Below are 12,204 nucleotides of genomic sequence, written 5' to 3'. Positions count from 1 at the left end.
GAAAATCTATTTCTTATGAATCAGCCGACCCTACCTAAGCATTTCATTTTCAATGAAAAAATCAACGGCGACTATCTCTTCAGCTTGTACGCTGACGACTATTCTTATATAGAGGAAGTGTTTTCGGTGACGCTACAGCACTTCGACCAGGATATTGCGTTTATCGAAGCTGCCTATGCAGGTGGCAGTGTGGCTGACCTGAAGAAAGGGGTCCATAAAGTAAAGCCGGCCTTTGGCTTTGTAGGTCTAACGGACATCCAACAACAATGCGGGGATTTCGAAGACGCTTGTCTTACAGCATCTGAAACAGAAGAATTAAAATCGGACTATAAAAATTTAATGGCCTCTCTTGAGGAGGGTAAGATGATCATAGCCGCTGAATTTCGTAAGTTGAAAGACTTTAATTCCAATCCGGTATGAATTTAAAATGCGTCATCGTAGAGGACCTGCAAGTAGCTGCTGACTACCTGGCCAAGTGTTGCGAAAAGAGTGGCCAGATAGATGTGGAGGCTCATTTTCCGAATGTACAGGAAGCGCTTGTGTACCTGAACCAGCATTCGGTAGACTTATTGTTCCTGGATGTGGAGATGCCCGGCGCTACCGGTTTTGAGCTATTGGATCAACTGGCCTACTTTCCCAAGGTAGTGCTTACGACCTCCAAGAGTGAATATGCTTACGATGCCTTTGAATATAATGTAACTGACTTTCTGAAGAAGCCTTTCACTTATCAACGCTTCCTGGAATCGCTGCAAAAGCTTACGGCTCCTTCCGCAGAGAACAATATCTCCAGTACAGCTACTGATCACATTTTCATCAAGAGTGATGGCAAGCTGGTCCGCCTGAATAATGACGATATCCTGTACATTGAAAGTATGGGGGATTATGTGAAGTTTGTAACGGGCGATAAGAAGTATGTAACGCACAACACCATCAAGAACCTCGAAGAGAAGGTCAATAAGAGTTGTTTTATTAAAGTGCACCGCTCCTATATCATTAACATTACCAAGATCGACGATATCCGCGAAAACGATCTCTTTATCAAGGGTAATGAGATCCCCATCAGTAAGGCTCACCGGAGCGAAGTAATGAAGCGGCTCAACATCATTTAAGCTGCGAGCCAAATACACTTTTGCTTTGATACCCGCTTGAGGCGCAGGCAGATTTCTCACTCCGCTATCGCTTCGTTCGAAATGACAAGGTAGAGAGTGCTTCGTTCGAAATGACTTCCTCCCAACATATTCAACAATTTAGCTATCAGTTTATTAGGTCATTTTAGCCCCTTTTTCACCAGTTTTATCCCTTTTGGTTTATCGAAGAATCAGGTCATTTCGGCGCCTTTTTACGGCCAAAAATCTAAAAAACTTCCCCCCCTGCGCTCCTTTTTACACCTTTGTATCAGCAAGCAACGAGACGCTAAAGCTACCAAAGCAAACTCCTTATAAACTCATTGATCGCGACGGTTATCTCGATACTCTTAGTTACGCAAATGAAGTCCGTACACGAATGAAAACTAATGGGTAAAATGCTCCAGCCTTTACCCATCGCCCAACCCGGGGCTTCATTGGGAACAGCCGAACCACCTGGTTCGGTTGTTTCTTTTTAGAAGTGGTTGACCAACATGAGCCTGCTTCCAAAAAACGACGTTCGGCCACTGTTTGGCGAAAAAAATAGGTTATAGTTAAAAGAATCTGCATCTTTGTTTTATCGAAGGTCCGGCACCTGTCCCGGACTACTCTTCAAGACGGCTTCACGGGGCCGCGCTTCATCCAACTATCCCTTGAAAGATTTATACGGATAGAAAGTAATCTCCTCGAAGGAAAACCTCTGCCAATGTCTATGATGGCCACGTGCATCCGGTATTCTATCTTGACCCATGTCTGATACCATATCAATTTTTTAGTAAGACGTTTGACGACCCACAGTAAAGAATTAAAAGCTGCTCCGTGAAGCAGCTTTTTTTATTTTATCCCAATCCGATCTCATCATGGCGTTCCGGGATAACGATATCCGTGAATCCTTTTCGCATCAGGCGTTGTTTAAATTGCTCCTGCACTTCGTATTCTCCATGCACCAGGAATAGCTTCTTAACCTGACGAGGGTCCTGACCAGCGAGGAACTGGCTCAGGTCTTCATAATCTCCATGGGCACTCATGCTGCGGATCGATCCGATCTCAGCATTTACTTCATGCCGCACACCAAAGATGCCTACTTCTTTAGCGCCTGCCATGAGACGGCCACCCAGTGATCCTGGCTCGCAGTAACCAGTAAGGAGTATTGTATTACGGCTGTTTTCGATGCTGTTGCTGATGTGGTGCTTCACCCTGCCAGCCTCTGCCATACCGCTGGCTGAGATGATGACACAAGGTTCGTTGCGGAAGTTGAGCAGTTTAGATTGATCTACTGTTTTTACATACTTCAATCCTGTAAATCCAAATGGATCATTGTCTGTTTTCAATACTTCTTGTATGTGCTTGTTGAAGTATTGGGGGAAACGTTTTAATAGTTCAGTGGCTTCTATGCTTAGGGGGCTATCAACAAAGTAGTCCAGCTTTGGCAGACGGTTTTCCAGTTCGAGCTGGTTCAGTGCGTATAACAATTCCTGTGTGCGGCCTACACTGAAGGCAGGCATGATCAGCTTTCCTTTCTTTTGCAGGCATGTTTTTTCGATCCACTGTAATAGCTGATCCGGTGTTGTAAGATGTACATCATGCAGGCTATTACCATAGGTTGATTCGAGCAGGATGTAATCTGCCTGTGGGAAGTTAGCGGGAGACTTCAGGATCACATCGCGGTAGCGACCTACGTCGCCACTGAACGTAATGCGCGTGGTCTTGCCATTTTCTTTAACACGAAGGTGCACTGCCGCACTTCCTATGATGTGGCCCGCGTCCGTATACATCAATTCTACATTTTCGTCGATGGCATGCCAGTCCCCATATTCTACCGTTTCAAAAAGGCCCATCGCCTCCCATGCATGTTCCGTGGTGTATAAAGGCTCTATGTAGGGCCTTCCTTCGGCAGCGCGTTTTTTGTTGACGTATTTTACTTCATTTTCCTGGATACCTGCAGAGTCTTCGAGCAATATGGCTGAAAGTTCTTTGGTGGCCGGGGTACTGAATATTTTTCCGTGGAACCCATCTTTCACCAGTTTAGGTATCAGGCCGCTGTGGTCGATGTGGGCATGAGATAAGATGAGGTAGTTCACTTCCCGGGGATCGAAGCCCCAGTTGTTGTTGAGGCCATCTGTTTCGACTCCCATTCCCTGGAACATTCCGCAATCGAGCAGGTACTTTTTTCCATTTGTCAATGACAGCAAGTGTTTGGAGCCGGTAACAGTACGGGCAGCTCCGTGGAAAGCAATTTTCATTTTTTTATTTTAAAGGACCATGTAAATAAGAATTCGGCTACTGATTCTCCCTGTTCATTAACGCCTGAAGAACGGGTTACCAGGGTCTGTGAATCGCCTGTGGCAATTGCTCTTTCTACCGCTTCTCTTAGTGCAGCTCCTTCCACACAGGTAAAGGTTGTTATACCGGTGGCTTTCTTCAGATAGGTAGCTTCCATTTTTACAATGAGCATGGACACAGCAGGCTTGCGCTTGTAGATATGCACCATGGCCAACGAGCCGGTGGTAAGCTCGGCCGCCATCGCCAGGCAGGCAAAGTAGGTAGAACGGAACGGGTTTTGTGAAAACCACTTGTACGGTACTGTTACGGTACACTGTTTCTCGTCTACATCCATCAGGCGCACGCCTGAAAAGAAGGCAGCAGGTAATTTGGTAAAGAGGAAGATCCTGCTTTTAACAGGATGCTTCATGAGTTGTATGAAGGTTTGTGCAGTATCCGACATGCTATTTTTTCTTGTAGGTTGCGGGGTCAATCGCCTGGGGTGACCAATTGTTAAAGAACTCCATCACCCTTCCTTTGCTATATCCTTTACCTTCTTCGAGGTAAGCTGAGTTTTGCGTATGCAGCCTATTACCTTTCCCATCCAATACAATAAATACAGGAAAGCCAAAGCGCTGTGGGTATCCAAAACGTGCCATGAGTTTATCGTTCTCATTTTCCTTGCTCCAGTTCATGTGATAAACCACGTAGTTGGCATTGATGAGCGAATCTATTGAGGCGTCTTTGGTGATAAATTCATGAAAGCGGGCACACCATATGCACCAGTTTCCGCCTATCTGAACAAATACGTTTTTACCCGACGCTTTTGCCTGTCTGATCTTTTCGTTGAGGGCTTTTTCCGCGTCTTCGGCCGGATTATAGAGTTTAAAGGTTTTCATGTCCTGCGCCTGCAGTGCTATGGCACCACAAAGGATAAGGGCGCTAAGTAGTAATTGTTTCATCTGTTTTGAGTAGTTAAAGAAACTCGTGAACGAACCGATCATGTATAGTACATTATTTAATGACCTCAACAATAGTGGCTACTACTTTGTTCTCGTCGCCTCCTGCATTAAAGTGCATGGTGCCTTTGCCAGTATTGTCGAAACGTACATTCCTGATAAGGCGGCCAGATAAGGCATTGTTTAAACGGGTTGCGTAATCTGTCTGCGGGTTACGGCTGATCTGCTCATTGAGTGCATACCAGTCGAGTGGTTCTTTGCTCACCACCACTGCCATTACATCACGGTTGCCGATGCTGTCGGGCGTCATGCTCTTGTCTTTCGGGAATAACCGGTATCCCGTGATGCCGCAGAAGGGGGCGTATTTTGTTTTCTTCGGATCATCTTTGCTGGGATAGGGGAACAGGGTGTAGCTGGTTCCATCTGTTTCCTTGCCAAACACATAGATGTAGCACTCTGTGCTGTTCTTTACTTCTACTTTGAAGCGGTTGCCGGGCCGTACGGGTGAAGTTGTTTCAAACACGTTGTTACCGGTAAGCCGGAGTGGTATATATCCTTTAGGTACCATTCTGCCGTTTTCTTCTTCTACCGGCACCAGCCCTACTTCACATTCAAATGGCTGGTTGGCAGCGGCACCTGTTTTTGCCATTGGCTCCAGGCCATAGGCTTCGCGCACGAATGTTCTGAAGTCGCCATATCGCACCCAGGCAAATCCATTGTTGCCCCACTCTGGTCCCCAGCTATTCATTATGAGGAATGCTCCTCCGTATTTGCGGTCGTCGTATCCTACCACACACATAGCATGGCCGCCAAAGCCCATCATTTGCTGATCGCCGGGCTCGGGCTGCCAGAGGTCCTGGCCTGCCATAGACTGCATAAAGCTGGAGCCTACCATCATACCAATCACCACAGGAGCACCTTGTGAGAGGTTTTCGCGGATGGCCCGCATATCGATCTGGTCGGTGCGATCGCCTTTTGAAAGACGGTTGAAGCCGCGCATCTTGTATTGGCCTGCGTCCTGTATCAGATCCTGGCTGGGCGGGCGTGTACAATCCTGGTCGGTATAAGGGAATTTATCGTAGGCAACGGAACCTTGCTGTGTCATGTATTCCATGGCCCTTATAATGTAGGAGCCTTGGCATCCCTGCAAGCCAATCTGGTTATACAGGAAGGATGGGCTGAAGCGCAGACTATTGGGCGCTCCATCGGTACGCGCTGCTTCAAGGATCGTGCGGGCGCCGTAGGCACTACTCCAGGCCACACAGCTTCCTTGCTGTCCCTGGTTGCCTACTGCGGGTGCAAACCGCTGCAGGTTGGCACTTTCAGGCAGGGGGTTCTTGTTATCATCATCTGCCAGCGGCTCATAGATGCTGGCTTTCTCAAACTGGCGCGGGTCGAGGAACCCACCGGTAGCCAGCTGCGCTATCTGACCGAGGTTGCAACCGCCGCCGCCCCGACCCAACAGGAAGTAGGCTCCTACTCCGATGACCAACAAGAATATGATGCCTTTGCCCCGGAAAAGCCCAAGCAGCAAAGGCAAGAGGTTGAACAATCCGCCTCCACCACCGCCCCCACCGGGAAAATTGGAACGGCCACCACCACCATTGTCGTTACTATTATCTTGTTGATCCTGTGGATCATCGGTCATACGTATAGGCATCTGGAAAGAGTTTTGGTTCTGTAACTAAATGTACCAAGATTTCAGAAATGCTACATGAAGAAAATAATAAATAAGAGTGTGGTGAGTAGTCAATGGTAAATGGGTAGTGCGACATTGGCAATGCATTTGCATAGATAACGTACAACAAAAAAGAGCTACACACCCAGTGCAGCTCTTTTAGAAAACCCAGCAGTAAAGATCATTATTCCAGCAATGCTAACTATAGTTATGTACGAAGTTGAAGAGCAATCAGATTTAGCCTTCAAAAGAATTTTTACCACATCGTGGTATTTTATGCACCTGGCAAAGCGAGTAACTTGCCGCATCGTTCGTCACCATCATAACCTTAAATAAAGTAACATGGCTCTAAAAAAGAAAACCTCCAAAAAAGCAGCTAAGAAAGCTCCACCTCCTAAAGCCGCTACAACCAAGAAAGCTTTAAAAGCAACTTCTACCAAAGCGCTCAAATCAGATCCTGTAATCAGAAGCAAAGGTCAACATGTATTGTATGTTGATTCGCGTTTCTTCTTCCCTGCCGATAGCAGCCTGGGTTATATAGATCACTTCCAGGAAGGCCGCCAGACGGTAGTTGCAGGTACCGGCCTCGTAGCAGCGCTTCCTTTACCAGTGAATGCTGTGATCAAATCTGTAACTGTCTATTATAAGAATACAGGTACAGAAGATATGCAGTTCTTCATTCTGAAGAAGAGTATCGATCATCATTGCCCCAGTGGTGAAGTAGAAGTAACGATCGACTTTTTACCTCCTGCCACATTAGCTCCGGATAACTTTGTAGCCAAGTATATCGACCATTTCGATGCGGGTGGTTTAATTAAAGACAAGTACCTGTATTTTATGGAAGTGTATGGTACCGGTAAACTTAGTGAGAAAGATGTACGACTTTTCAGAGGTATCAGGATCGACTATACGTATTTAGGATAATAAAAGGCATCAAGCCATCGAGGCAACGAGTTTAAAACATTCTGATCCGCAGAAAGTAAAGTATAGCATGAAAACAAAAACGGGCCTTCCGTAGGGGAAAGGCCCGTTTTACTATTACTTTCTTCAAGTACCCTTCGACAAGCTTCCCGCAGAGCGGGACAGGCAGGGTGACATTCAGCTTTTAGTTATAACACTTCAATCTGGTTACGCAGCAGGTCTTTAAACTCATCGCGCTTGCGAATAAGGTGCGCCTTTCCATCTATCACCAACACTTCGGCCGGTTTGTAGCGAGAATTGAAGTTGGATGACATTTCAAACCCGTACGCACCGGCATTGCGAAACACGAGGTAGTCTCCTTCTCTTACTTCATTGAGGGTACGGTCCCACGCGAAGGTGTCTGTTTCACAGATGTTGCCTACAACTGAATATTTCTTTGGCTCGCCATCGGGATTGCTGATGTTCTCGATATGATGGTAGGCATCATAGAACATGGGGCGTATGAGGTGGTTGAACCCACTGTCTACGCTTACAAAGGTAGCGGCGGAAGTTTCTTTCATTACATTGACCTGCGTAACGAAATAGCCACATTCACTTACCAGGAATTTACCGGGTTCAAACCAAACCTGCAAGGGCCTTCCACCAGGATTGGGATGGGCTGCAAATGCCTCTCCTACTTTCTGTGCCAGCAGGTTGATATCTGTTTCCACATCGCCTTCTTTGTAGGGTACTTTGAAACCACCGCCCAGGTCGATGAATTCCAGCTCTTTGAACTGGGGCACAATGTCGAAGAGTACTTCTATACCTTTCACGAATACATCTACGTCTTTTATCTCACTGCCGGTATGGATGTGCAGGTCGCTGATGCGAAGGTTGTGTTTCTTTACGATGGCCAGTATCTGATCGATCTGGTCTACGGGTATACCGAATTTACTTTTATCGTGGCCGGTAGATATTTTGATGTTGCCACCTGCCATGATATTGGGGCGTAAGCGTAAGCCTACCGGGTAGCTGTGGCCATAAGCCGCTCCAAATTTATCGAGATTGGACAGGCTATCGATGTTGATGATGATGCCCAGCTCTTTGGCTTCTGCAATCTCACTGAAGGAAATGCCATTGGAGGTATACAGGATACGCTCCGGCGGGAACCCTGCATGGAGGGCCAGCTTTGCTTCGTTGATGGAGCTACAGTCTACACTGGCCCCAAGGGAACATATGTATTTAAGAATGTTTACATTGGTCAATGCCTTGCTGGCGTAAAAGAATACGGTATTGCTTTTACTGAAAGCAGTGGTGAGCTTCTGGTATTGCTCTTTTATTTTTTCTGCATGGTATACGTACAGGGGTGTGCCGAACTCGCCGGCCAGTTGGGCTAAATATTCTTTTGAGAGATGCTGTGACATAGTTTGCGAATATACTGGTAAAAAAAATGTCACAGCAGGTGCTGTGACATTTGTATCTCAAAAAGCATTGCTCTAATCAGACGTTGTTACTTGCGTTTGTCTTCCTCTTCGTCCTCCTCGTCATCGTCACCTTCTTCGTCGTCAACACCCTCTTCCTCTTCTGCATCGCCCTCCTCTTCATCAGATTCGTCATCGGCATCATCGCCCTCTTCTTCGTCATCCGCTTCTTCCTCGTCATCGAGGTCTTCGTCATCCTGCTCGTCACCATCTTCATCTTCTTCCTCATCGTCACCACCTTCTTCTACTTCTTCTTCAGCATCTTCGGTATCAGCGTATTCTGCACTGTCTTCTATATCTGTACCTTCTTCGGTATCTGCTTCTGTTTCAGCCGTTTCTTCTCCGGCCTCTTCGTCTGTTTCTTCCTCACTGGCAAATGCAACGGCTTCACCGTTGATATGTCCTGTGGTTATGCCCTCTATCAGTTCACCGTTCTCTCCTACTGCCAGCGCAGCCTCTTCTTCATTTTCACCAGCGGCATTGCCTGCTGCTTCGCGGGTTTCCTGTTCTGCAATGGCATCGCTTACATTGGTAGCGTTGACCATAGCATCATCAAATACTTCTTTGAGCTTGGGCAGGTCTTCGGCCGAGTTGATGCCAAAGTAGTCCATGAAGTTCTTGGAAGTACCGTATACGAGGGGATGGCCGGGCATTTTTTCATTGCGGCCGGTGATAACGATCAATTCTTTTTCCAGCAATTTCTGGATGGCATAGTCACTGCTCACGCCACGGATGGCTTCGATCTCCGCTTTGGTAACGGGTTGTTTGTAAGCAATGATGGAAAGGGCTTCCAGGGCAGCTGTAGACAGGCGTTTGAGGAACTTATCGCCGTTGAGCTGGGCCACTGTTTTATGGTAATCTCTTTTGGTCAGGAACTGCCAGCCACCGCCGCTTTCCCGTACTTCAAAAGGATAAAACTCCGATTTGTATTTTTCCACGATACCTTCCAAAGCAGACTCTACCTGGTCCAGCACGATCTTATCTTCCATAAAGCCAAAGGCATTATTGATAAGCTCAGTCAACTCCAGCGCTGTCAATGGTTTATCGCTGGCAAATATGAGGGCCTCTATATGTGGTATAAGATGTCCTATTTCCATTCTGGCAGTTTAAATACAATACGCTATTACCCTTGCAATGCTGCTGCACCGCTCACGATCTCCGTAAGCTCGGTGGTGATGGCAGCCTGACGGGCGCGGTTGTAAGATATCTTGAGGTTCTTCAACAACTCATTGGCGTTTTCTGTAGCCTTATCCATGGCTGTCATGCGGGCGCCATGTTCAGAAGCATGGGCATCCAGGACTGCCTTGAACAGCTGGGTGTTCAGGATCTTGGGCATCAACTCGGCAATGAGCTCCTGCTGGGAGGGTTCGAAGATGAAGTCGCTTTTCTTGGCGCCTTCTTTCTGCTGTACTTTGGGGATGGGGAGGAAGCGCTCCAGGGTAAACACCTGGGTAGCAGCATTCTTAAATTCACTGTATACCAACTCCACCACGTCGAATTGTCCGCTTTCGAAGGCTTTTACAGCAGCCTGTGCGCAAGCCTGTACGTTTTCGAAAGTGAGGCGGAGGAATATATCTTTATAGGTATCATCGGCATTGAACTTGTTCTTGGAGAAATGCTCATAGCCTTTTTTACCGATGTTCCAGATCTGTACATTGCCTTTGGCGGCCTGTGCAGCATATTTTTCTGCGATGGTAGCTTTTGCCAGCTTGATTACGTTGGCATTGTAAGCGCCGCTCAAACCACGGTCGCTGGTGATCACGATCAGCAACACTTTCTCAACCGGTCTTTCTACTGCGAGGCTGATACCTACTTCTCCATCTGCACTGCTCACGATATTGCTCAACACTTCCTGCAATTTGCGTGCATAGGGACGCATCTGGATGATGGCATCCTGTGCTTTACGCAGTTTGGCAGCACTCACCATTTTCATGGCTTTAGTGATCTGCTGAGTATTCTGTACCGACTTGATCCTGTTACGAACTTCTTTTAATTGACCTGCCATTGCAGAAAGGTTGATGAGTTGATTAAGTTGAAAGGTGAATAGGGATTAGCTCCCTAAAACTGACCGACGTAACTGATTAATTACCGGCAATCAGCCCCTTAAAATCGGCGGCAAAGGTAGCGTATAGCGTCGGGATTTCCATCCCGTTGTGGAAAATTCCGGCGAGGGCCGGGATAAAATCATAAATAAAACGCAAAGCCTCCATTGAAGAGGGATAATTAAGCACATAATATGCTGTTTTTCAACCAATCAGCCCCTAAATCCTTTAAAGAATAGTATCAAAAGATGGTGACCATCGGCCAAATGATCGCCACGCTGGTGTATGCTGTCCGGAATGCACCGGTGTCTCCCACCGTTTACACCGTGCCTGATATCCGGCAGATCGGTACAGTTCCTTTGGTGCTTCAACCGGCTTAACTAATAAGCGATCTTCCTACAGTTTATACCTGTCCGTAATGCCTCCTTTCCCATTAATTGATCAATGCCTGTTTGAAGGCTGTTCTTTCTTTTTGTGTTGAGTGAAATATTTAGCACTTTTGTTGCCTGTTCAATGAAGTCTATGGCCAAAGCGAAGCAAAAAAAAGAAGAACCTGTAATCCTGGTGACCAACGATGACGGAGTTACTGCACCGGGTATACGCAACCTCGTAGAAGCGGTAAAAGACCTGGGTAAGATTGTAGTGGTAGCTCCCGACAAACCTCAAAGTGGCATGGGGCATGCCATCACCATCGGTCAGCCTTTACGCCTCACCCCCGTTCAATATTTTGAAGGTGTAGAAGCCTACCAATGCACCGGCACGCCTGTGGATTGTGTGAAGTTGGCTGTAGACAAGGTGCTGCACCGCAAGCCCGATCTGTGTATCAGCGGCATTAACCATGGCGCCAATCACTCTATCAATGTCATTTATTCCGGCACCATGTCGGCCGCCGTGGAAGCTGCTATCGAAAGTATTCCTTCTATTGGTTTCTCCCTGCTGGACCATAGCATCGAGGCCGACTTTACCGGCGCGCGCAAGTACGCCCGCATCATCGTGCAGCAGATACTGAAGAAAAAGGTAGAAAAGCATACTGTTCTGAACGTTAATATACCCGCCATAGAAGAGTCGCTCATCAAAGGAATACGCATTTGCCGGCAGGCTTATGCCAAGTACGAGGAGGATTTTGTGGAACGCAATGACCCGAATGGACGGAAGTATTACTGGTTAACGGGCGAATTCGTGAATTTCGACAAGGGAAGAGATACCGATGTATGGGCCCTGGAAAATAACTACGTAAGCCTGGTGCCTGTACAATTTGATCTGACGAATTACGTTCTTAAGGACAAACTTCAAAAAACGTGGAAATTCTAATGTTCAAGAAAGACGACCTCCGCTTCGGTATGCTTCTTGGCTTTATAGCTCCCCTGCTTAGCCTGGTGATCTACTATTTTGTGAAGTTTTACCCACTCTACACTGTTAATGATTTCTTCCGTTTCGTAGCGCAGAACAAGAACCAGGTAACTGCCATTTCGGTACCCTGCCTGATCCTGAACATTGCGCTCTTCACTTTTTATATCAATACTCACCGCGACAAAACCGCCAAAGGTGTTTTCGCCATTACCCTGATCTATGCTATTGCGGCCCTGCTGCTGAAGTTTATCCTGTAAAGACAAGCAAAGGTATAGTTCTCCAGCCCTGCTTTTTCAACAATGTGATGGTCTCCCCGGAAACCTGCCACGGTCTTCCCAAAAACCTGGGACGGGCGGAGACAAAATCTGTGATGGTTGGAACATTCTTCCCGGATTCTCCTCTTTGCTT

The 12,204-nt window shown here is 47.0% G+C and carries 14 protein-coding genes; 6 read left to right on the top strand and 8 right to left on the bottom strand.

Annotated elements, in window-relative coordinates:
- Positions 1-15: 15 nt before the first annotated feature.
- Positions 16-420: an Hpt domain-containing protein gene (locus AC5JBY_RS02390; RefSeq protein ID WP_495902943.1), complete on the top strand. Its 405-nt coding sequence runs from the start codon at positions 16-18 to the stop codon at positions 418-420.
- The gene (locus tag AC5JBY_RS02385) at positions 417-1,109 is read left to right on the top strand and encodes a LytR/AlgR family response regulator transcription factor (RefSeq protein ID WP_495902942.1); all 693 of its coding nucleotides are present in this window, start codon (positions 417-419) and stop codon (positions 1,107-1,109) included. Before AC5JBY_RS02390 ends, AC5JBY_RS02385 begins: the two co-directional genes overlap by 4 nt.
- 854 nt (positions 1,110-1,963) lie before the next feature.
- Here AC5JBY_RS02385 and AC5JBY_RS02380 read toward each other — a convergent pair.
- Genes AC5JBY_RS02380 through AC5JBY_RS02365 form a run of 4 tightly spaced genes read right to left on the bottom strand, consistent with a single transcriptional unit; the run spans position 1,964 to position 6,005 of the window.
- On the bottom strand, positions 1,964-3,367 hold the full coding sequence (locus AC5JBY_RS02380) for an MBL fold metallo-hydrolase RNA specificity domain-containing protein (RefSeq protein ID WP_495902941.1): 1,404 nt from the start codon (positions 3,365-3,367) through the stop codon (positions 1,964-1,966).
- Positions 3,364-3,816, bottom strand: coding sequence for a DUF4442 domain-containing protein (locus tag AC5JBY_RS02375; RefSeq protein WP_495902940.1), 453 nt, complete (start codon positions 3,814-3,816; stop codon positions 3,364-3,366). Before AC5JBY_RS02375 ends, AC5JBY_RS02380 begins: the two co-directional genes overlap by 4 nt.
- Positions 3,817-3,850: 34 nt before the next feature.
- The gene (locus AC5JBY_RS02370; RefSeq protein ID WP_495902939.1) at positions 3,851-4,348 is read right to left on the bottom strand and encodes a thioredoxin family protein; all 498 of its coding nucleotides are present in this window, start codon (positions 4,346-4,348) and stop codon (positions 3,851-3,853) included.
- A 52-nt stretch (positions 4,349-4,400) separates the two neighbouring features.
- Positions 4,401-6,005 (bottom strand): C1 family peptidase, encoded by a 1,605-nt coding sequence (locus AC5JBY_RS02365; protein WP_495902938.1) that lies wholly within the window; start codon positions 6,003-6,005, stop codon positions 4,401-4,403.
- A 360-nt stretch (positions 6,006-6,365) separates the two neighbouring features.
- On the opposite strand from AC5JBY_RS02365, the gene AC5JBY_RS02360 reads away from it, so the two are divergent.
- On the top strand, positions 6,366-6,947 hold the full coding sequence (locus tag AC5JBY_RS02360) for a hypothetical protein (protein ID WP_495902937.1): 582 nt from the start codon (positions 6,366-6,368) through the stop codon (positions 6,945-6,947).
- A gap of 185 nt (positions 6,948-7,132) precedes the next feature.
- Here the strand turns inward: AC5JBY_RS02360 and lysA are convergent, their stop codons facing one another.
- The 4 genes from lysA to AC5JBY_RS02340 all read right to left on the bottom strand — a co-directional run bounded on the left by lysA (position 7,133) and on the right by AC5JBY_RS02340 (position 10,635).
- Complete coding sequence (gene lysA / locus AC5JBY_RS02355; protein ID WP_495902936.1) at positions 7,133-8,347, bottom strand: diaminopimelate decarboxylase; 1,215 nt, start codon at positions 8,345-8,347, stop codon at positions 7,133-7,135.
- Between the two features lie 86 nt (positions 8,348-8,433).
- Positions 8,434-9,501: an SMC-Scp complex subunit ScpB gene (scpB, locus tag AC5JBY_RS02350; protein WP_495902935.1), complete on the bottom strand. Its 1,068-nt coding sequence runs from the start codon at positions 9,499-9,501 to the stop codon at positions 8,434-8,436.
- A 26-nt stretch (positions 9,502-9,527) separates the two neighbouring features.
- Positions 9,528-10,409, bottom strand: a complete 882-nt coding sequence (atpG, locus tag AC5JBY_RS02345) for an ATP synthase F1 subunit gamma (protein ID WP_495902934.1) — start codon at positions 10,407-10,409, stop codon at positions 9,528-9,530.
- A 76-nt stretch (positions 10,410-10,485) separates the two neighbouring features.
- The gene (locus AC5JBY_RS02340; protein ID WP_495902933.1) at positions 10,486-10,635 is read right to left on the bottom strand and encodes a hypothetical protein; all 150 of its coding nucleotides are present in this window, start codon (positions 10,633-10,635) and stop codon (positions 10,486-10,488) included.
- A gap of 59 nt (positions 10,636-10,694) precedes the next feature.
- Between AC5JBY_RS02340 and AC5JBY_RS02335 the strand changes: the two genes are divergently transcribed.
- The 3 genes from AC5JBY_RS02335 to AC5JBY_RS02325 all read left to right on the top strand — a co-directional run bounded on the left by AC5JBY_RS02335 (position 10,695) and on the right by AC5JBY_RS02325 (position 12,053).
- Positions 10,695-10,826 (top strand): hypothetical protein, encoded by a 132-nt coding sequence (locus AC5JBY_RS02335; RefSeq protein ID WP_495902932.1) that lies wholly within the window; start codon positions 10,695-10,697, stop codon positions 10,824-10,826.
- Positions 10,827-10,968: 142 nt separating this feature from the next.
- Positions 10,969-11,757 (top strand): 5'/3'-nucleotidase SurE, encoded by a 789-nt coding sequence (gene surE, locus AC5JBY_RS02330; protein ID WP_495902931.1) that lies wholly within the window; start codon positions 10,969-10,971, stop codon positions 11,755-11,757.
- Positions 11,757-12,053: a hypothetical protein gene (locus AC5JBY_RS02325; protein WP_495902930.1), complete on the top strand. Its 297-nt coding sequence runs from the start codon at positions 11,757-11,759 to the stop codon at positions 12,051-12,053. Before surE ends, AC5JBY_RS02325 begins: the two co-directional genes overlap by 1 nt.
- The last annotated feature ends 151 nt before the right edge of the window (positions 12,054-12,204 follow it).

The sequence above is a fragment of the Paraflavitalea sp. genome, assembly GCF_059502485.1.
This window is presented reverse-complemented; position numbering and strand designations above follow the sequence as displayed.